General features: G+C 39.6%; 19 protein-coding genes. 10 read left to right on the forward strand and 9 right to left on the reverse strand.

All coding sequences use genetic code 11. From position 1 onward, the window contains the following. Positions 1–11: 11 nt before the first annotated feature. The 6 genes from QNM16_RS13805 to QNM16_RS13830 all read right to left on the reverse strand — a co-directional run bounded on the left by QNM16_RS13805 (position 12) and on the right by QNM16_RS13830 (position 9598). Complete coding sequence (locus tag QNM16_RS13805) at positions 12–1076, reverse strand: hypothetical protein (RefSeq protein WP_284021029.1); 1065 nt, start codon at positions 1074–1076, stop codon at positions 12–14. A 62-nt stretch (positions 1077–1138) separates the two neighbouring features. Further along, on the reverse strand, positions 1139–1315 hold the full coding sequence (gene darA / locus QNM16_RS13810) for a darobactin family peptide antibiotic (protein WP_237136156.1): 177 nt from the start codon (positions 1313–1315) through the stop codon (positions 1139–1141). Positions 1316–2428: 1113 nt separating this feature from the next. Continuing rightward, positions 2429–4180 carry a S41 family peptidase gene (locus QNM16_RS13815; protein WP_284021030.1) on the reverse strand — a complete coding sequence of 584 codons (1752 nt, stop codon included), beginning with the start codon at positions 4178–4180 and terminating at the stop codon, positions 2429–2431. A gap of 137 nt (positions 4181–4317) precedes the next feature. Continuing rightward, positions 4318–5556, reverse strand: coding sequence for an extracellular solute-binding protein (locus QNM16_RS13820; RefSeq protein ID WP_284021031.1), 1239 nt, complete (start codon positions 5554–5556; stop codon positions 4318–4320). Between the two features lie 8 nt (positions 5557–5564). Continuing rightward, positions 5565–7577, reverse strand: coding sequence for a HAMP domain-containing methyl-accepting chemotaxis protein (locus tag QNM16_RS13825; RefSeq protein ID WP_284021032.1), 2013 nt, complete (start codon positions 7575–7577; stop codon positions 5565–5567). A 281-nt stretch (positions 7578–7858) separates the two neighbouring features. Beyond that, complete coding sequence (locus QNM16_RS13830; protein ID WP_284021033.1) at positions 7859–9598, reverse strand: amidohydrolase; 1740 nt, start codon at positions 9596–9598, stop codon at positions 7859–7861. A gap of 71 nt (positions 9599–9669) precedes the next feature. On the opposite strand from QNM16_RS13830, the gene QNM16_RS13835 reads away from it, so the two are divergent. Then, positions 9670–10353 (forward strand): response regulator transcription factor, encoded by a 684-nt coding sequence (locus QNM16_RS13835; RefSeq protein ID WP_284021034.1) that lies wholly within the window; start codon positions 9670–9672, stop codon positions 10351–10353. Further along, positions 10343–11524 carry a sensor histidine kinase gene (locus tag QNM16_RS13840; RefSeq protein ID WP_284021035.1) on the forward strand — a complete coding sequence of 394 codons (1182 nt, stop codon included), beginning with the start codon at positions 10343–10345 and terminating at the stop codon, positions 11522–11524. The genes QNM16_RS13835 and QNM16_RS13840 overlap by 11 nt, the downstream gene beginning before the upstream one ends. 62 nt (positions 11525–11586) lie before the next feature. Here QNM16_RS13840 and QNM16_RS13845 read toward each other — a convergent pair whose 3' ends face one another. Further along, complete coding sequence (locus QNM16_RS13845; protein ID WP_284021036.1) at positions 11587–12045, reverse strand: OsmC family protein; 459 nt, start codon at positions 12043–12045, stop codon at positions 11587–11589. A gap of 134 nt (positions 12046–12179) precedes the next feature. On the opposite strand from QNM16_RS13845, the gene QNM16_RS13850 reads away from it, so the two are divergent. The 3 genes from QNM16_RS13850 to QNM16_RS13860 all read left to right on the forward strand — a co-directional run bounded on the left by QNM16_RS13850 (position 12180) and on the right by QNM16_RS13860 (position 14678). Further along, positions 12180–13082 (forward strand): LysR substrate-binding domain-containing protein, encoded by a 903-nt coding sequence (locus QNM16_RS13850; protein WP_284021037.1) that lies wholly within the window; start codon positions 12180–12182, stop codon positions 13080–13082. Between the two features lie 318 nt (positions 13083–13400). After that, entirely contained in the window at positions 13401–14327 is a 927-nt protein-coding gene (locus QNM16_RS13855; RefSeq protein ID WP_284021038.1) for a hypothetical protein, read from the forward strand. A 96-nt stretch (positions 14328–14423) separates the two neighbouring features. Then, positions 14424–14678, forward strand: a complete 255-nt coding sequence (locus QNM16_RS13860) for a hypothetical protein (protein WP_284021039.1) — start codon at positions 14424–14426, stop codon at positions 14676–14678. Positions 14679–15032: 354 nt separating this feature from the next. Here QNM16_RS13860 and QNM16_RS13865 read toward each other — a convergent pair whose 3' ends face one another. Both QNM16_RS13865 and nhaR read right to left on the reverse strand, forming a co-directional pair. Then, positions 15033–15317, reverse strand: coding sequence for an Rdx family protein (locus QNM16_RS13865; RefSeq protein ID WP_284021231.1), 285 nt, complete (start codon positions 15315–15317; stop codon positions 15033–15035). A gap of 52 nt (positions 15318–15369) precedes the next feature. After that, a complete protein-coding gene (gene nhaR, locus QNM16_RS13870) occupies positions 15370–16263 on the reverse strand; it encodes a transcriptional activator NhaR (RefSeq protein WP_284021232.1) in 894 nt (297 codons plus the stop codon). Between the two features lie 143 nt (positions 16264–16406). Between nhaR and QNM16_RS13875 the strand changes: the two genes are divergently transcribed. The 5 genes from QNM16_RS13875 to QNM16_RS13895 all read left to right on the forward strand — a co-directional run bounded on the left by QNM16_RS13875 (position 16407) and on the right by QNM16_RS13895 (position 21609). Further along, on the forward strand, positions 16407–16700 hold the full coding sequence (locus QNM16_RS13875) for a hypothetical protein (protein WP_284021040.1): 294 nt from the start codon (positions 16407–16409) through the stop codon (positions 16698–16700). Positions 16701–17081: 381 nt separating this feature from the next. Further along, on the forward strand, positions 17082–18350 hold the full coding sequence (locus QNM16_RS13880) for an efflux RND transporter periplasmic adaptor subunit (RefSeq protein WP_284021041.1): 1269 nt from the start codon (positions 17082–17084) through the stop codon (positions 18348–18350). A gap of 12 nt (positions 18351–18362) precedes the next feature. Next, positions 18363–19052, forward strand: a complete 690-nt coding sequence (locus QNM16_RS13885; protein WP_284021042.1) for an ABC transporter ATP-binding protein — start codon at positions 18363–18365, stop codon at positions 19050–19052. Between the two features lie 10 nt (positions 19053–19062). Then, positions 19063–20391 (forward strand): ABC transporter permease, encoded by a 1329-nt coding sequence (locus QNM16_RS13890; protein WP_284021043.1) that lies wholly within the window; start codon positions 19063–19065, stop codon positions 20389–20391. 12 nt (positions 20392–20403) lie between these two features. Continuing rightward, positions 20404–21609, forward strand: a complete 1206-nt coding sequence (locus QNM16_RS13895; protein ID WP_284021044.1) for an ABC transporter permease — start codon at positions 20404–20406, stop codon at positions 21607–21609. The last annotated feature ends 36 nt before the right edge of the window (positions 21610–21645 follow it).

A 21645-nucleotide genomic window follows, 5' to 3' on the forward strand; every position in this document is an offset into this window, starting at 1 on the left:
TTAATTCCTATTTATTTTAAGCGCTCTAATGTTGTTATGAGTTTTGTGTTTATGATTTCGTCTGAGTTTTTCGCGATACGCACAAACTCAGCCTGCTCAAAGCCTTTTGATGCTTGTTGCAGGTATTTGTGTGCATTGTCGGTATTAAAGTGTGCATAGGCTTTTTGCCAAAAGTTTCTTAATCCATACCAGGTGTAACAAGCTTGAATATAGGTATTAGGGTCAAGCATTCTGCCCGTCCAAGGCGATTTGATCGTCTGAGGGTGAAACTTGGTCGGCAAACAAGGTTCATAAAGCTCTGCAATATCAAATAGGTTATGTGTCATTTCATGCACAATGGCATCTGCAAGAGTTTCAATACTTACCCCGTTGAGGTGTGGGTTTATTAACACCACAAGTCCGTTGCATATATTGGTCGATGCGCAGTTGAATTTATTTTTAGTGGTGTCAAATCGAACAACGATGGAGTAGATACTGGCTTTTAAAACATTAAAGCATGCTGGTGAGACGGACTGGATATAATCTATTGCAGAGATAACTTTTGGCGTCGTGCTGTCAATAAGGGGTTGCGATATTCCTGTGTCACCCCAAGGAATATCTCTTTGCTCGCCGCGAGCAAGGTCACTAAAGTAATCAATGAGAATACCTGTTTCTTTGTGTAGGTAACTATTCTTATATGCTGTTTGTGTCAATGGGTTATAGGCAATATCAGAGCGTAAGTTCCAGATTAGTTGTGGCTGCTCGATTAAAGCGCTATTTAATATGGTCTGATTATCTAATTCAGCTACTTTTAATTCGTTGAGAAAGAGTGCTTTTATACGGTCAATATAGTCATCTTTACCACGGCTAGTAAAAATGATTTTCCATAGTTTTGGGAGCTTGAAAAAGTGGTATAACTCTTCAGAAGAGAAAGTGTTAGAAAGCTTATCAAACAATTCTGATAGTTCTTTGTGTGATAAAATTTCTCGTTTAAAAATATCTACCAAAAGGTCAATTTTACATTGACTGAATACGTCAGCAAAACGATCGCTGTTAAATTCTAAACACTTGGGTAATTCGTTGGTAAGTGTATTCATGCTTTTATCCTTAAAAAGCTGCTAAATACACGTATTTAACAGCATAGTTATCACGTCTTAGGTTACTTTTCGAATGACTTCGACCAGTTCCAAGCTGTGATAGGAGGCGCTACAGAAATGCTATCAACACGTGCTTGATCAACATTAGCAATGTTTAGCGTTTGATCTGAAAAGCTGCTTTTTAGCGCATCAAGTTTTTCAGAGATAGATACTTTCTCTTTTGGTGCTTCAACAATCATTTTTAATTCCTTCTTAAATTTAATTTATTTCATTGAGGACAGTCCTCCATTTTCTTGTACATGATGTTACTTATTTGTGTCAAATGTGTATTTTTTTAACGGGGTAGTGGTTTAGTAAGCAAATAAAAATGGCTTTTCAGATTATATTGTTGATTTATTTGGTATTAACTTCGGTCGAAAATGTGAAGCTAGAATACTCTTTTTGTATTCTAACTATAATTTAATAGCTTTTTTTAGATGTCTTGATGCGCCGCAAAGAATAAAAATTCCACCTTTTAATTTGAATTGGAATTTAAAATTATGAAAAGTCTACTTTTATTTATCTTTTTATTGTAATGATACTTATTATCATTGGTGGTTTTTGATGTGCTGTCTTTTTGTCAGTTATGTTTTTTGTTTTGTTACTTACAATAGATTTTTTAAAAATAGGCAAGTTAAACTCAAAAAAATGAGAATAATTTAGAGTAAATTAATTTATTATATTTGATGGTTTTTGATCTATATCAAGTTCTTTGATTGATACCTTATACTTTATTCTATGTTTTAAATTTTAAATTAGTCATTTAATTTGTTCGAAATGCTGTTCGGCTTGTTAAATTTAATGTTGGGTTTGGTAGACGTAGTGCTTTTAATTTTTTTGATAATCCAGTTTATCAATCATGGGTAAGCAAGCTGTTCAGGCAGGGTTTTTAGTACTGCTTTTGTTACTTTGCTTCATTAAATAGTGAAAGTGCGCGTAAAAAGTTGAGAGGCACTCAAAAAGTGAGGCTCACATATTGTAATAATGGGTGTTGAATTTTTAAGGATAAAATTGTGGTAGGCTTTTTTTTGTCACTGTTTTTTCATGATTTTTTCTAATTTTCCAAGATTTTTAGTAGCCTTTGACTATGCTTGTATCAGCTAGCTTTCGTCGTGGAAAAGTTTAGCTATTCTCTCGAGGTGTGTTCAGGTTATGTGTTTATGAGAGTAGAATCTTCATTTTATCTTTACACGCCTACCTTCTCACTTTTAAGCGAAGTCTTTTGACATTTTTGAACTTTTAAAGTCGATTATAATTAGCATCAGTGATTGTCAGACTGCCAGTACAGGCAGTCTGTAATGTATTAATAAACCTTAAAGCATCATTTTGATGAGTGCAATTGCTTCATTCAGCTGTATATCTATATTATTTTGAATAGATTTTTGTGTAATCGGAACGTTTACATCTGGTTGAATACCAACGCCGATGAATTTACTTCCATCAAGTTGGTTCGCTAATGCGCCTGTATATCGAAAAGATAAACCCCCATTTGCGTGTCCGCCAAAAATTTGAGCGTGAATGTGCTCTCCATTAATGCCAGAAGTAACCTCACCTAAAATAGGTATTCCTATAGATTGAACCCATTGCATCATATGCTCTGCTGCGCTTTGGTTATTTCGTCCAGTAATCGCAACGACAGGTACGTCAAACAACTTTGGTGTTGCCGGTGTCGGCCTAACTTGTTCTGCCTTAAATGCTTGTTCCCTGTTAGGTAAAAATTGAATAAAGAATGAGAATTCACCAAGCATTAACTGTTTATCCGTAAACATCCCCAGAGCTTGATTTGTCAACATAAGATTTGCTGGGTAACCACGCATATCGAGCACCACCCCTTTGCTGTCTGCCAAGACTTGTTTTACCGTTTGCAATTCCTTCTGTGTCGTTAGGTTTTGTGGTCTGAAAATGGTTAAACCATCGCCTAATTGATTGATGATAGAGCGCTCTTTTTTTGGTCTCTCAAACGGTCCAATAACTTCATGATGTATTGAAGCCGTGGACGTCGTATATGTGCTTCCATCAGGTTTTTTAAACTCGAGATCGACCAGTTTTGGGCCGTCATAAAGTAGTGGCAGTATTCGTGTTGCTTCAATCGTTTCTCTATGAGCACTTTTGAATGTGCGTTTTTTATATCCCTCAACTAACTTTGAGACAGAAGTATTATCGATTGATAAAAGTTCATCACCAATGTCAGCTTGTAAGGTTAAATAAGGCGTTTTATTCGTTACGATAGCTTTGTTTTCTATGTGATCAAGCCGTAATGGTAGCTGGTAATAATTAGATTCTCGGTATTCTCTGGGGACTCCAACCCACACGTGATTGTCTTGGAGCTTAGTGAACTCAATTTGAATTATTTGCTCAAGTTGCTCAATATCGCCAAGACAGCCTTTAAGTAAAGCCAGGTGACTGGACTGCCAGTCTACGTTAACTTGATGGAAGTAAGGCCAAAAATGCTGTATTTCACCCCATATAGAACTGATAGCAGCCATGCATGTGGCTGTATCTTCTAATGACACTTTACCTTCATTGGCTTCATAGGCGGTACCTAGATAGAGATCTTCTGTTCGAATAAACAAAGGCCAATAAAGAGGTTTACCGTTATACGAATCTGAATAAATTTGAGTTTCTGGGGCTGGAATATATAACGGATCAGCTTCGAAAATAGATCTGAAATAAAAATTGAAATTGCGAGGACCAAAGTTTATCCAATGATGAAGTTTATAGTTATCATTTAGCTTGGGTAAGCTATTTGCCTCTCTTTCTATTAAAGGAGTAATAGACTTCAATAAGGTTAATCCATGTTCTAATCTATTTTCTTCAGGCTGATTTAAAAGCGTTTGAATGCTACTTTTCAGGAAGTATTCCCAGGCAGTGGATTCGTTTGTTTTACTTGGATAAAAATATCGAACTCTGTGTACGAGCTCAGTAAATTCAGCAATATCGTTGATCAACCTTTGTTCTTTGTCACTAACTTTAACTTGATGATCTAATGTTGCAAACACACTATTTGATGAAAGAAATAAGACTGTAGATATGAGTTTTAAAGAGAGTCTCTTCTTGAATTTCATGCTTTCTCCTTTGCATTTTTATTTTTTATAGATAAGAGCCTCGATACTAAATGATTTTCTGATTATATTTTTAATATAAATGTTGGATTTATATATTTGTAGTGCGGGTTAATCTTTATTTTAACCCGCACTAAAATTTATTTTTGGCAGATTTGAGTGCCAATATACTGCCAGCTATTTAGACCTTGCTGAATATGTTGTGCGGCTTGTTGCGCTGATACGCCAGAAAACACTTGCCTTATGGCCTCAGCAACAAGTTGCTGGTAATTTGGAGATCCCTGATTTAATGATGAAGCAGTAAATAAGCTCGCATCATAGCTTTGCTCATTTAAAAGCTGGGCTTGCGCTCTAAGGTTTGCACTGCTGATTTGAACCTGTCCATCATAAGCTGGGATTTCATTCAGGGTATTTGCAAATAAGTTAGCGAAAGTTCTGGTTGTTGTAAAATCAAGCACCTTTTGTGCAAGAGCTGCATGCTCACTGGTGGCATTGATTTGGTATGTACCGTCAGCAAATCCATAGAACTTGCCACTTTGTCCAGGGATAGGCCAAAAGCCAACTTGGTAGCTTTTATCTATTTGATAAAACACTGAGTTTGGCCCTGCGCGCCAGCCGCCATCCAATGCTAAAGCTGAGTTACCAAGCGCTTTACTGGTGCCCATGCCATGATAGTCTTGCGTTAAGACGTTTTGGTTAATAAAACCTTGTGCATGCCAGCTTTTCAATGTGCTTAAAATATTTACATAGTCAGGATCTGTAAAACAAGCTTGGCCCGCAATAAGCGCTTGTGCTCGAGATGCATTCAGTAATCCCGCAGCCATGACTTCAGCAACTACTTGCGATAGATACCATTGGTCACTGGCCATTTGCAGTGGTGTAATATTTTGACGCTTTAATTGTGCAAACACATTTTCCAATTGAGCAACAGAGCGTGGTTGTGAATTTAAACCATGCTTTTCTAGTAATTTTTTATTGACTAATACCCCTTCTAGTTGCATTGCAAATGGGACGCCATATATATTGCCATCGGCACCTGTCGCCGCCGGAAGTGCGTTGGAATTAATAGAAGTTAACTCATTGCTTTGCGCAGAGATCAGGTTGTGCTCAATCAGTGGTGCCAGTGCCGCAGGGCCTGGCATCCATTGAAAAAGATCAACACGCTGATTTTGCATTGCCAGCTGTACATGGGACTGATATGTATCAAAGTCAATGACTTTTACATTTACTTGGACATCGCCAAGCAAGTTTTGATTATTGATCTTTTCCCATAACAACTGCTCTTGTTGACGCCAAGTGTAAAGGTCGAGTTGTTGCTTGGCACTGGCAATGGTTGGCCAAAGCAATAGTATGATTACTAGGTATAAAAGTTTCGTCATGTTCATCTCTATTGCACCTTAAACTGCTCGTTCATTGTCACTAACGCATCAGATGCTTTATCAAGCTCATTCGCAGCTGCATTGTTATGTTGAATTTGGTCGAGCGTTTGTAACGAAAGCTCATCGATGTTTTCAATGCTTGTGCTTATTTCCTGAGCGGCGATATGTTGCTGTTTTGCGGCTTCCGCAATCACTTCATTAAGTTGGTGCGCATCGCTCACGCCTTGGGCAAACTCTTTAATTTGTACATCAATCTCCTTAGCCATCTGGGTGCAGGACTCCGTATTTTGCACTGAGCTTCTAAGTGCTTGCACGGCTAGATCTGACGATTTAAGTAACTGATCAATTTTAGTTTGAATTTGCTCTGTTGAAGCTTGTGTTCGCATAGCCAGCGTACGCACTTCATCTGCAACAACTGCAAAGCCTCGACCATGCTCTGCGGCTCTCGCTGCTTCGATAGCGGCATTCAGTGCTAATAGATTGGTTTGATCAGCGATGGTATCAATAACATTAACCACTTCTTCGATCTGGCGACATTCTTTATCTAAAGAGGCCACCACATCGGCAGCAGATGTCATATCACAGCGTAGCTGCTCACTTAGGGTTTGGTTTTGTTGCACTAAGCCTTGGGACTGAGTGGCAAGGGTATCAGCTTGTGCCATAAGCTGTGTTGCCTGTACTGCAGTATCAGAAATTTCGCTCGATGTGGCGGTCATCTCAAGGACTGCACTGGCCACTTGTGTGGTTTGATCTTTTTGCTGATTTGCAATCGTGGTTGTGTGCTGTGCGCTGTTTGATAGGGTATCTACAGAATGATTGATCTGTTCTGATTGTGTCTTTATATCGGTAATGATATTAGCAAAGGCAACTCTTAAACTTTGCAGTGATTGACGTAATTGCGCAAATTCATCTTTACCCGTTACATCGATTTGCTCACCTAGGTTACCTGTTGCGAGTTTCTCGATATCTGCAACAGTTTGCTTAAGTGGGCGGCTGATACTGCGTGTAATATACAGCGCTGTCATAATACCGAAAATGAGTGTGGCGAGTGTTGCTACAGAGATCCAAGTGAAGCTTGATTCAACTGATGCAGTTGTTTGCGACTCTACCGCAGCACTAAAATCTTGACTGAGTTGACTGATGCGAGCCATATCTGATTTCAGCTGTTGTAAGCCTGACTCTACTTGAGCTAGGTTGCTGATCAGGACATTTTTACTAGAAAGATAACTACTTTGCAGAGATTTAATGCCATCTTGCTTACCAATGATCCAAGCAAGATCTGTCGCTACAGCGCCTAGTGGAGTAAGAATATTTCGCTCGAGTGCTGCGCTCGATGAAATAGACTGAAGCTGGTAGCCACTTTTAACATAATCAGATAGCCACAACTTGTACTCTTGTGATAGGGCTTGAAGCTCTTGTAAGTTATTGATCAACAAAAACTGCTTCGCGATAGAAATACCATATCTGAGTTGACTTAAAGAGGCGGTCACTAATTGGTTTTGTCTATATTTTTTGTAGCGTTCAGTAATCTTCGCAAGTTGCTCATCAAGCTGATTGATCTGTGCTTGATACTGTTTGAGTGTGGCTTTGTTTTTTAGCGCAGTGCTCGCGACGCTCATTGATTTTTGTTGAGCGTTAAATACCTGTGCTTTACTGGTTTCAAATTGCTCAACAACTTGTATTTTCTCACCGTTATTAGGTAAATTCGTGAACAGCTCTGCCATCGCATCGAGTTGTTGTTGGATCTTTTTCTGATAAGCATTGATGGAACCTTCCAATCTTAACTGTTCAGAAATATCATCTGTATAGTAGTGTTGATAGACAGACAAATTAAGCTGATCAAGCTTACTTTCTACAGAGTTTACTTTTATATCAATAGGCTGAGCGACTTGGGTCACTTTTTTCAAGTTGCTATCAATCTCAGACATTCTAAAGAGAGAGAAAACGCTGATGGCAACCATTGCCAGGAGAACTACCGTGTATCCGACTGATATTCTTGATATTACGGATGCTTTGAACATGGTATGGGTAACTTACTAAATTATACAGGTTTAAAATTTGCGCAATGGTAGCATTGTCCTTTTTAAAATAATCTAGTATTTATTCAGTATATTTAAACAAAAAAATGTAATGGAACGTGCCAGTTATGTTGAGTAAGTGTTTAGTGTGTATTTGATGAGTAAAAAAGTAACGATACTAACAATGTGCTGATAATAGAAAATCATTAAAAGCTAAAGATAGCTCCGAGTTGTTGCACTTAAGTGGTGCTCGATGGGGCCGTGAGGCCCCTATTTTATTCAATTTAGCGCTGGTAGACGATTTCTCCATCCAACAATGTCATCGTGACCTGCGTATTTGCGATTTCTTTGACTGTGCTTTCGAATAGGTTGTTATCTAGCACGACTAAATCAGCCAGTTTGCCTACTTCTATACTGCCAACCAAGTGATCTTGTCGCATCGCATAAGCACTATTTATTGTGTAGGCTTCGAGTGCTTGTGCGAGCGTGATAGCTTGCGGTGTTCTTGATATCGCATTACTGATACCGATAAATGGGTTGAATGGGCTGACATTCCAGTCACTGGACAGCGTTAAGGTTGCATTGCTTTCAACTAAGCTTTTGATTGGAACCAAGTCTTGACTGCGTTCTACACCCAAAAGAGGAATATTTTCAGGCCAGTGACCTGGGTCAGTAAAGTCGCCTGCGACTTGGGCATCTGCTATCACGCCGAGTTTAGCAAAGCGCGCATAGTCAGCTGGGTCAACCACTTCCAAGTGGGTCAATCTGTGACGAGACTTACCCGATGAGGCATTTTCAATGGCATTAAGCGCTTCGTGGATCCCTCTATCACCAATAGCATGAATATTAAAATCGAATCCTGTTGGTTCCAACGCTTTTATGTATTTTTCAAGACGTGCTTGAGTAAAGTAGTTAAGGCCATTGTTACCATCGAGTTCAAGCCAATTTTGGTGATACGGTTCATGCATCGCAGCGGTCGTGTTAACTAATATACCATCTACATAAAACTTGACTTGATTTACTTTTAACAAGCTATTTGGATCTGCTTGATAAAGAGATTTTAGTTTACTTAGCTGTGCGGCATCGTTCATTTGCGGGTAAGCCCACAGACCTAAATGCGCTCTGAGTGTTAGCTTATCTTCGTTGGCAATTTTCAGCCAAGTTTCCAAGTGTCCGCGCTGCCAGTAGGTTCTCGCATCACTGATTGAGGTGATCCCTGCTTTGTTTAGCGCAGGCATGGTATATTCTATAAGTCCTAAATAATCGTTTTGTTGTGTATTGGTCAGGGAGCGCATAGCCAGCTCCATAACTTGGTTACCAGCATTATCGTAAAGGATCCCATCAAGGTTGCCTTGCTCGTCTTTGCCAATAACACCGCCAATGGGGTCTAGGCTATTTCTGTGGATCCCCGCTAATTCCATTGCTTTACTATTGAGCCACATTGAATGAGATGTTTGCTCCATAATGATAAGTGGGCGGTCGGGTACTGCCTCATCTAATACATCAATAGGACTGTCTTGCATTTCTAGCAAAGTGCTAATTGAGTGCCCATAGCCAATCAACCATTGGGCATTTGGATTTTGAAATGCGGCATCTGCAACAAGGTCGATATAAGTATCGGTAGACTCGGCTTCAGGAATGGTAAATTGAGTGGCATCAGATCCAGACTCTAATGGATGCATGTGTACATCATGAAAGCCTGGCATCATCATCTTGCCTTTAAGGTCAATAACTTGGGTGTTTTCACCAATATGTTGCTGCACTTGCTCTGTGGTGCCGACAAATATAATTTTATTGTCTTTGATTGCAACCGCTTGCGCCCAAGGCTTGTCCTCATTCACTGTATATATGTCACCATTTACAAACACCATGGTTGATTTGTCTTGTTGAGTTTGACTAGGTGTTGTCTCTGCCGTATTGCTCTTAACGGAATTATTAGCCGTAGGGCTTGAATCTGAGTTACAGCCAGACATACAAAGGGCAGCTACAATTAAAGGAATTAAAGACATATTTGTGACTCTCATGGTTGACTCCTGTTAGTTGGCGCTACAATATCAATGGCATGGTAACCACAAGGTAACAGTGTAGAGGTTTTATGCTTGTTTTGCTGGTTGAAGATGATAGATCTTTAGCTGCACAGTTAATCGACTTTTTGCAATTTGAAGGCATTGAAGTGGATTATGCCACTTCAGTCTCAAGTGCAAAAGAAATTGCAGCACAAACGCAAACATATACCCACTATGATGCGGTGATTTTAGATATGGACCTGCCAGACGGGAGTGGGCTTAATTTGCTGTCTGAGCATATTCTTGGTCAAGGTGTACCTGTGTTATTTTGCACCGCGGCGACATCACTCGAAGATAAGCTGGCTGCTTTTTCAGCAGGCGCACTTGATTACATTACCAAACCATTTGCGCTACCAGAGCTGGCAATTAGGCTTAAAATCTTGGCTCAAAAGCAGGCCTCGCAAACAGCCTCGATATTTGAACTAGATAGTTTGTTTATTGATTTTTCATTGAAAATAGCAAAGCGAGGAGAGCGAGCTTTGGTGCTTTCTCCTCAGCAATGGCAACTAGTATCTTTGCTTGCTAAGCATAGTCCAAAGCCTGTGAGCAAAGATCAGATCTTAGCTCATATATGGCCAGATCAAGACGTCAACAATAATATGTATAAATCACTGCTCACTCGGTTGCGTCGTAATATATCGAAAGCCACTGAATTAGAGCTTATTCATACCATTAAAAGTCAAGGTGTGGTCTTGAGGTGCAATGATGAATAAGCCTCAAAGCCTTGGGCGTTATTTTATCCTTAGGGTAGGTGCATTCTTTCTGGTTTTTATTGCAATTTGGATCCAAGTGGCGACTTGGGTCTATCATTTTGCTTGGGATGACACAACAGAGCATTATCTCTATCAAGATTTAGCATTGGCACACAGTGGACAGCTTACACTGCCTCTGATGACACAAGAGAAGTTCATCGGTTTTTTAGATGATATGCCCCTCGAATACCAAGCTGTTTTGAATATTGACGATATTGAATTTGAACATACGTTTTTATTACCATCCGTTAATGGTGATATGTATGTCCTCAAAAGTGAAGATGGTGAGGGTCGCTCATTATTTGTCATTCACTTTTTTTCTCACCAAGACTCACCAAGTTTAGTGCCGATCTTTATCGTCTTGAGTAGTTTTATGTTAATTCCTTTAGGGTTATTAGTCTGGCGAATTTGGCGAGCTATGAGTCGCGATCTAAATAGAGTTACGCGCAGCTTAGAGACAGATGAAGTGCCAAGTGCGCGTTTTATTGAAATGTCCGAACTACAGTCTATGGTAAAAATGGCACGTTTTGCACAGCAACATGCGCAAAAACAAGAGCGTTTGTTTTCAGCATTTTTGAGCCATGAAGTGAGAACACCATTGACTCACATTCATCACAGTATGAGCCGGTTACAGCAAATTGATGAAATCCCTTTGGCAGCGTTAGACGTGCTTGATGAGCTTGAAAGAGGGCAACAGGCACTGACTGATATTGCTGAAGCAGTCTTGCTATTGAGTCACCCTAATAAAGCAAAGCTTGGACGCCATGCTTTGCTGCCTTGGTTAATGAGGTGGCAAACAAAATGGCGTGAACATGGTCTGAGTATAGAGCTTGTTAATGAGTACAAAGTGGGAAAGCAGGCTATTGAGCCTAAACTGTTTGAGCTGCTGTTAATACAAGTGGCGAAAAATGCATTGCAACATGGTGATGGCGCGCTGCGATTAAGGTGTGATGAAGATGGACTAGTGTTTGACAATACCATTAAAGCAAAGCCGACGCACTCAGGACACGGCCTTGGTAGTCAAATACTGTCGCAGGTTTGTGATTGTTTCGGATGGAAACTAAACGTGCAGATTGATAGTAAATACACGCTCAGCATTAATTGGAAACCAACTAACACCGAGCTTGGTTGATACCCTCAGCTCACTTCTAAGAGTATGTTAATAACAGGGGTAAATGCATTGTAATCGGCTGTTTATTCCACCCTAATACGTGTATTTACTGAGTTTGCAATGAAGCACGAATCATGGGCTTGATGATGCAGTTCAGAGATAATGTGTTCATCAATTTGGCTTGTGTGGTGCCAAGTGATCTGCGGCTTGAGTATCACGTCTGTGATTGCTGTTTTGCCGTGTCCATTTTTACCCATTATCCCAGAAGCATTATCAATATAGGACTCAATGATTAACCCTGATTGTGCTGCGAAATGAAGAAAAAATAGCATATGGCAACTGGATAGTGATGCAACATATGCTTCTTCTGGGTCCACATTATTTGGTTCTGAGTATGGCAAAGGCACAACCGAGGGAGAAGATGATGCAGCGATTTCAATGCCACCATCAAAACGCCAAGTATGTGCTCGATTATATTTCGCGTCGATAAATGCTTCATTTGGTTGACGATGCCAAGAAATAACCGCTGTGTGAATAGACATAGGTATCCTCTAAATTTAAATTGCACCTAGGCTTAGTGCAGTGCGATTACAAAATACTTGCTGATTATTATGAAATTGACAGCTGATATATAGAAGCGATAATAACTCAAAGTGACTTGAGGTATTTTCACATCATGGGTAATTTAAACCTCTCATTGACCGCGCTGCATACTTTTTCTGTGGTTGCTAAAGAGCAAAATTTTACGGTGGCGGCTGGCATTCTGCACATTTCCCCCAGTGCAGTTAGCCATCAAATGAAGTTGCTAGAATCTCAGTTAGGTATGAGCCTGTTTCATCGTAAATCAAAAGGCGTGACCTTAACGCCAGAAGCGGTGCGCCTTTATGAGCATGTGAGTAAAGGGTTCAACGTACTAGAGTATGGGGTCGTTGCAGCCCGTCGTTCGACTCAAATTGAGAGAGTTGTGTTGGCTGTGATCCCGTCGTTACTTGAGCATTGGTTAATTCCAAAATTGGGAGAGTTCTACCAATGTTATCCCCATATCGAGCTAATCCTAATCGCACAAGATCAGCTCATTGACTTTAATTGTCACCATGTCGATGCGCATTTACACTTTGGTCATGGGCAATATCAAGGGCTTAGTTGTACACGCCTTGCATCTGAGTGGGTTTATCCTGTTTGTGCGCCAAATTATTTAGAAGCGCTGGACGAAGGTGCTCCTTTGCTAAGTTATCAAGGTGGAATGGAAGATGCGCCTGGTTGTATTAATTGGCAAGATTGGCTTGAACAGCATTTTGTTAACGGCATACCGAATCGAAACATTAGAACATTTAGCCATCTTGGTCATACTTTAACTGCAGCTAAATATAGCCAAGGTATCGCACTGGGTTGGCACCACATTGCCAGTGAAATGTTGGCGCAAGGTACACTGGTTAAATTACCTTATGAGCCTATGCTAATGCCATTTTCTTATTTTTTTGTCACATCCAAGCAAGCGGTGCAAAGTGAAGCTGTCAGATGTTTACTGCAGTGGCTAAAAGCGAAATTTGAAGAATGTTCAATAAAAACCGAATCGTAATGAATAAAGTTTCTTTACGTTAACGTTATGCTTGCTACATCCTTTGAAGAGGGGGTAATTGATTTTTGTTCTTTATTTTTCTTTAATATCAGTAGGTTATTTTTTATTTTTTTGAGTGAGCTGAAATACCATTAATATAAAATAATTCATTACTGTTTTTATGTTGTTCAAAGATTGCAATTTGACCTAAATGTATGGCTAAATTTAGTGTACAACTTTTAACAGTTTATAGTGTCTAACTGGTTTAGAGTGTGACGTTAACTGTTGGATCAAGGAAGCGTATTTATTTAAGGCATGAATTAGAGGTATAGGTATAAGATGTCTCAAACAAAAAATAATATTGCATTAGGCATTGCAACAGCTGCATTTGCGATGGCGTTGTATTCTCATTTCTCAATTAAACCTAATAATCAACCTGTGCTTGCTGAACAGTCAAAATCACAACAGCAATATACTCAGTCGCAAAAACACGACTCTCTTGTTGAGCCGAACGAACGTCAATCTTATGAAGGCATGGAAAATAGCGCGTTGATAGCGCGTGTAGAATATTTGGAAGAGCGTCTTTTAGATATTGAAAATCAAGCGTTTGGTAATGGTGTATCCAATGGTGTTATGGAAGAAGCGATTCTTGCAGTACTAGAAGAGAAAGAACGTAAAGACAAACAGAAACGCAGTGAAGACAATCCTGTTTATGGCTTTTATGAAGATTTGCCGAAAGACTATGATTTGAAATTAAAGACAGATCCAGAGTATGCGACTCGGGTTAGTCAAGACTTGAGAGGAAAAGTACTGGATCAGACCTTAACACCACAAGAACGCCTTTCTGCGATGGGGCAGTTACAAATGAACATGTATATTCTTAATCGAACACAGGATGAAATGTTTGATTATGAAACGGTTGATGCGGTGCTGGAAATTAGTAGAAATAGCTCAGACGATAAACTTAAGGTACAAGCCCTTGAAGTTGTTGCTCACTCACCTGTTGTGGATAGTCGTATCGCTAAATCTTTACAAGATATTATTGAAAAAGAGCCTAATAAATATATGAAAACCATGGCTGCGGAAGGCCTGATGGGTCAGTATTATCAAGCCGGTGAAAGTGATCCTGAAGTAAAGCAGCAGTTAGCAAATGATATTTTGGCCATGTACGACAATGCAAGTAGCTCAGAAGTTCAGGCTGTGATGAAGCGGTTGATCAGAGATGATGAATTGCTGCAACAAATACGTAGAGATGCTGGTAGATGACTTATTGTTGATCCCTAGTTAACACCAGCTTTATATATTTACTACTTCATTATTGTGCTATTTGGCTCTGTGAAGTAGCACAATAAGGAGATGTGAATGAATTATTTTTTGGTTTTTTCTTGCGCAGTTGTGTGCCTTTTTATGTTATTGCCCTTTTACAAAAAAATGTATTCGGTTGTAAAAAATATGGATGCAGAGTTTTCATCTGGCATTAAAAAAGAAAGTGGATTTACGAACGGCGCAGAAGGGAATTTTTTTATTGCAAAGTTTTACATAATGTTGCTGCCACTGGCATGCCACGCCATTACGTCATTCTTGCTTTACCTTGTCGTATCTAAATTAATTTTGTAGCTTGCAAAATGGTCAATTTAATATGAAGTTGCGCCAATAAAAATTCAGGATTTAACATAAAAGTTGCGACGGTTCTTAATTCGTCGGATAGGCACTGAGTGTGTTAATGACTCATTTATACCATCTTTATTACGTTTGATAATCGTATTTGTAGAGAGTGTGGTGGTTTATAGAGTCACTGATAACTAATAAAGGCAAAGCAGACGTATGTGTAAGTGTCTGCTTTACCATCATTCCATATTTAGCTCGGCTTACATTTGTTATCTTGATGATAGTATAGTGCCTGATGCTTCTAAATTGAGTATATAAGTAATAGCTGTCTAGTTTGACTTCATATATGGTGGTGAAGCTGTCTTAACTTTGGTGTTTATCGATATGGCCTAGATCGCGACCGGGATCTAACTTGTCTCGTACGCGCCTCTTTAATTCTTTTGCTTCTGGAAAGCCGCCATCTACTAATCTGCACCAAATCAGTTCGTCATTATAATAAATCTGGAATACGCCTTTACTTGCCGGTGAAAGTGACACTTCTTTGAGATCATCGCTAAAGGTTGATAACAGTTCTTGGGCTAACCAGCCGCTCCTAAGTAACCATTGGCATAGTACGCAATAATGTATGGTAATTTTGGGTTTGTGCATGTTAGTCACACAGCCTCTATCATGTTAATTCATATTGAGAACGAAGGTGGCTTTATTCACCTTCGCGCTGCGCATTTTGTACGAATTCAGAATAAATCGTGTCTTTAATTAGTCGATCTGGAGTGAAAGCGTAATAATGTTGATAGACGTTTTCGATGCTACCAATAAAAGTCACGTCATAGTGGCGCTCTATTTCCTCTTTAATGGATAAAGGAGCTGGGAAAATACCAAATCCTTGTTGCCCAAGAGATTTCATTAGCGCACTGTCGTCTACATGTCCAGCAACTGACATATTGATCCCTAGGTCTTCTAACCAATATTGGATTGCATTTGTTACCGGGCTTGCTTTGGCGGGTAAAATGATGGGCATATCTTTCAAGGTACTCGGGAAGTTTTTACTTAGTTTGGCGTAATAGGCTGAATTTCCATACAGACCTAATTGGCTCTTACCTATTTCATGACAAAAGGCTTTAAATGGTGTTGAGCTATCTAATGGTTTATCAGCGAGAACTAAATCAATTTTATGAGTGGCCATTTGAGCCAATAACTCAGATTGTTGGCCATCAATACAATGTAAATTTGTGATTCGCTCATGTTTGATCAGTGGAGATAACCACTTTGAAACGAGAGATTTTGGCAAAGCATCTGAAATCCCAACTTTTAGGGTACGATTGATATTATCGAGATCGCCGCGAGTTGTTTCCAGCCACTCTTCCGCTACGCTAAACATGTCATTGGCATATTGTTGGGTCAATTGACCATATTCTGTCAGTCTCAAGCCCCTGCCTTCTCGAACAAATAAGGGTTTTCCTAACCTTTGTTCTAAGCTTGTTATTTGAGCGCTAATGGTCTGTGGTGTTAGGTGTAGCACCTTGCTTGCGGCTGCAATACTGCCCAGTTTACTCACCTGCCAGAAATAGTAGAGGTGGTTGTAGTTAATATTCATCATACTTCGTAAAATTCGATGTCTAAATAAGATTTAATCAGCTTTTATCTTTGATTCCACCTTAGTAGATTTAACTTATCGGCGCAATCATTTATTTTATCAAGACGATTAATTGGCGCACATTTATGAGCGAGGTCAAAAATATGAAACTTAACTTAAGAATGACTGGTAAAGCGATAGGCAGTTCAGCAAAGGCTAAAGTGACCAAGATGATCAGTGAGCAGTTAATTAAATACGTTACCAATATTCGTAAGGTGAAAGTTCATATTGATGATGTACCTTCAAAATTACATGGCACGCTAACTCAATGCAGTATTGAGGTACTTTTACCAGGTTTACCTAGTATTTGTGTTAAAGCAAAAGGTAAAAATTTAGCACAAGCAATAAGTCGCGCTGTGAGCAACAGTGAAACAGTATTAACTCAAAAGCTTTGTTAATATTTTGTTTGTGGTTTTTAGGTCTTTTAAAGATAACTTATCACCCTTCGAATTGAATTAATGGAATAAAATAAATTCCTAAGCACTTGCTGCAGCATGGAAGCTGCACATTTTTCTGTTACCTGCTCTCTACTCATTGTTAATCTTACCTATAAAAAATTTAATGTTGATTAAACTATGTTGACGTTCATGTTAATATAAAAACTTCAGTAATGACTTATAAATTATCCCCAAAATATAACTAGTTGTAAGGATTACTGGTTTTTGGACAGTCTCAATATCACCACATCTTTAATGAAATGTTTATTTTAAGTGACATTTTGGGGCTTGTTGTGTATTTTAATCAATGAAAAGCAGTTACATAATGCTCAAGGAAGTAATATGACGTATATATCTGATACCAGCGCACAAGACACGCAGATAGAGAAAAAAAGGAACTATAAACTCTACATTTCGATCATCGTCGGTATCGCTATTTTTCTTAGTTTAATTGTACCTCAAATTTCAGTTTGGCTGAGTGGTACAAGCGCAGTTCGTTTAGAGAAAATTCGTATTGCTGAGGTACAAAAAGGACAATTTGTTCGAGATATTTCGGTGCAAGGGCGCGTTATTGCAGCGAAACGGCCGACAGTATACAGTCCTGCTCAAGGCACTGTGACATACTTAGTGACTCCTGGTGATACCGTCGCGATGGGCGAGGCACTTGCGGTAATTGACAGTCCAGAATTAACGAGCTTGTTTGCACAAGAAAGTTCAGAACTAACGCGACTTAAAACGCAGCTAGAGCGAGAGAAAATACAGGTCAAAAAGCAAGACTTGGAACAAGAGAATTATATTGGCAAAGCGCAAGTAGCACTCAATGCAGCAAAGCGCGAAATGCGCCGAAATGAAGAAGGCCAAAAGAATCAAGTTGTCAGTGATATTGATTTTCAAAAGGCTAAGGATGATCTTCAAAATGCTGAACGCGAGTATCGATTGGCTGTGAAAGAAGTTGCATTATTAAAAGAAAGTCAAAAGTTTGAAATTAAAACACGTGCGCTTGAATTAGAAGCGCAGCAAGTTGTTGTTAATGAATTACAGAGACAGGTTTCATCTCTTTCTATAGTCTCACCTGTTGCAGGAATTGTTGGTAATTTAACTGTTGAACAAAAAAATACGGTTACTAAAAACCAACCTTTATTGAGTGTTGTTGATTTGTCTCAATATGAAGTTGAGGTGAAGATCCCTGAAAACTATGCGGATGATTTAGCGCTGGGTATGGGGGCAGACTTAATGCTTAATGGCAATAAATATAGAGGTGAACTCACTGCAATATCACCTGAAATAGTCAGCGGTCAAGTAGAAGGGAAAATTCGCTTTAAAGATAAGAATATAAAAGGGTTGAGACAAAACCAAAGACTAACTAGCCGTGTTGTTTTAGAAGAAAAAAGCGACGTTTACTTTCTACCTCGAGGTCAATTTACAGAGTCTGGAGGGGGCCGGTTTGTCTACGTTGTTGAAGATGGCACAGCCGTTAAAAAATCGATTAAATTGGGTTCAAAGAGTTTAGGTCAAGTGGAAGTTATTTCTGGTCTAGCAATGGGCGACAAAGTAGTAATTTCTGACCTGAGTATATTTAAAGAAGCAGGAAGTGTAAGAATCGTACAATAAATAGGGGGAAGTATGTTAAGGATGAGTAAGTTAGCGAAGACTTATCGCACAGATGAAATTAAAACGAGCGCGCTCTGTCCGTTTGATTTAGAGGTAAAACAAGGTGAGTTTGTCGCTGTCGTAGGGCCTTCAGGCTCTGGTAAAACAACTTTTCTTAACATTACAGGTTTACTCGAGCAGGCCAGTGAAGGCCAGTATTGGCTTGATGGTGTCGAGGTATCGACATTGGGTGATAAAGATAAATCACGTCTTAGAAATGAGAAAATAGGATTTGTATTTCAGAGTTTTAACCTGATCCCAGAACTAAATATTTACGATAATGTGGAGATGCCACTACGCTACAGAAAATTATCTGCTGCACAGCGTAAAGAGCGAGTTGAACAAGCGCTAGAGCAAGTTGGACTTGCCAAACGCCAATCTCATTTTCCATCACAACTCTCTGGTGGTCAGCAACAGCGAGTTGCGATCGCCAGAGCACTTGCAGGCTCTCCTTCATTTTTGCTTGCAGATGAACCAACGGGTAATTTAGATTCTAAAATGGCCAGTGGTGTAATGTCGCTATTAAAAGAGATCAATCAAAAAGGGACTACCATCATCATGGTAACGCACGATCTCTCTCAAGTTGCGTTCGCAAGCCGGGTCATAGAGGTAAAAGATGGTGTAATTAATGATGTGGAAAACTACGCTCAAGAAATAGCTTAGGGGACATTTTATGGGTATTTATTACACCAAATTGGCATTTCTGAGTTTGTGGAAAACGCGTTATATGAGCTTGTTGGCAATCATTGTTATTGCAGTGGGTATTGCGGCCACAATGACGACGTACACGATCAACTATATGATGACAAAAGACCCTTTACCATCTAAATCGGATTCTCTTCATTTAGTACGGCTTAATAACTGGAGCCCAGAGGTGATTTATGGAAATAGAGATGAAGAGCATGCACCTATCTACATGTCAGTGCAAGATGCTGTGAATCTTATTCGCCATGATAAAGCACAAGCGCATATCCCTATTGCTGGCTTTAAGGACATGTTGAAGCTGCCCTCTCAAGATGCAATTGATGCAAAAATGACGTTTGTACGTGCTTCTACTCGAGATTTTTTTTCTTCTTTTGAAGTTCCTTTTCTATACGGGTCATCGTGGCCTAAAGGCAGTGATCAAAGTGGTGAACAAGTCGTTGTAATTTCTAAGAAGCTCAATGAACAGCTGTTTGAAGGAAAAGATTCGATAGGGCAGTTAATAGAACTTGGCGAGCACCAGTTTACTATTGTTGGTGTCATTGACGATTGGTTTGTTTTACCGCGTTTTTATGGTGAGTCTACGCGTGCCTTTAAATCTCCTAGAGATATATTTGTGCCGTTTCAAACACAGCTAAATTTAGAGTTCTGGTCGCCAAATGTGCAGGCATTTGAATGCTGGAAAGATGCAGAGAATGCATCTGTAGCAGCATTTTGGGCTTCAGAGTGTATTTGGGTTTATTTCTGGGTTCAACTGAATAATGAACTAGAAAAAGATGCTTACATGGACTTTTTAGATTCTTATGTAGAGCAACAAAAATCTTTGGGCCGATTCCAGCGCCCCACGCTAAATGAATTGCAATCACCTGCTGAGTATTTAAAAGAGCGTGAAGCCTATTCATCAGATAGTGAAATAGCGGTTTGGCTTGCCATTTGTTTCTTTGCACTTTGTTTGTTAAATGCAATGAGTATCATAATGACCAAATTCCAAAGCAAAGCGGGTGAAGTTGCGCTTCGTCGCGCAGTTGGCGCAAGTAGCGTTGATTTGATCCAGCAGTATATGATTGAAACAGGTATTATCGGTCTAATAGGTGGGCTTTTAGGCTTGCTACTGAGTCAAATTTGCTTATTCCTATCGAGCCAACTTTATACACATTTAAGTAAAGATATCATGGCAATGAGTGTGCAGTTGATGATTGTAACCGTCTTGCTATCCGTAGTTTCTAGCTTGATCTTTGGATTGTTCCCGATAGTAAAAGCAATTCGAGTTCAGCCTGCAACACAGTTGAAAAGCTTGTAAGGGAGATGGGGAATGAAGGATTTATTACCAATTTTAAAGTCACTAAAAAGTAACTTTGGCGCGTCATCGCTGTTCATTTTACAGGTTGCGATAACCTTCACGATACTGGTTAATGCGGTATATCTTGCTCTGGATAAACGTGAGTCAATAGGGCGAGCTTCAGGTCTTGATGAGCAAAATGTATTCTATATTGCGACTAACTTACCCGTTGATGAGGCTGCTCGGGCTGGTATGTTAGATCAAGATCTCGCTAATCTCAGAGCTCTCTCAGGCGTTGAATTCGCTTCTGTTTCCTCTGGAGTTCCACTTAGTGGCTGGGGACGATTTTTAGAAGTCGCAACAGAACCCGACTCTAGGTATGACACTTTTTCTGGTTATTATGGTGGCGACCTAAATTTGCTAAGCGCGTTTGGTGTACAATTAGTCGCCGGCAATAGGTTTAGCCCAAGTTCTGAACTGAACGTGCGCACTGATGGGCATAAAGATGCCATAGATATCATGATCACCAAGCCTCTTGCTCAGTCACTTTATGCCGATGAATGGGAACAAGTTGTAGGTAAGACTATTTATATAGATAAAAAACCACAGCGTGTTGTTGGCGTAATAGACAAATTACAAGCAGCATGGCCAACTTGGGTTGTTGTTGAGCATGTGGTTTTGGCTCCAGTCAAAGAGGCTGATGCTATGGTGTATTACATCATTAGAACACAGCTTGGCCAGCAGAGTGATGTAATGGAGAAGGCGTTGGCGTATTTAATGTCTTTTCACGGTAGAAAAATAGACAAAATAGAGACGTTTGAGCAAGTAAAGGCAAGTGCCTACAGTGCTGAAAATGCAGCAAGTAATACGTTATTTGGTGTGATTGGCGGCTTACTGATGGTGACGGCATTGGGGATTTTTGGGCAATCTCGTTATAGCATTATTAAGCGCACTAAACTTATCGGTATTCGGCGCGCCATGGGTGCGAGCAAAGGACAAATAATCCGGTATTTTGTGTTAGAAAATTTGGTACTTTGTAGTATTGGGATTGTCATAGGCATTATTGCAGCAATAGTTCTGAGTAATGCATTCAGCAATGCTTTTTCGCTGGGGACTGTGCCAGCAAGTTATATGGTTTTAGGCACACTGAGTACAATTCTGCTTGGCCAAGTAGCTGTATTGTATCCAGCTTTCAAAGCATCTCAGTTATCACCTGCAATAGCCACGCGCACCGTTTAGCATACAAATGTTTAGGTACTAGGTTTAGAGTGACGT

Origin of the sequence: Pseudoalteromonas umbrosa (assembly GCF_030125375.1) — a bacterium.
GTDB lineage: Bacteria > Pseudomonadota > Gammaproteobacteria > Enterobacterales > Alteromonadaceae > Pseudoalteromonas > Pseudoalteromonas umbrosa.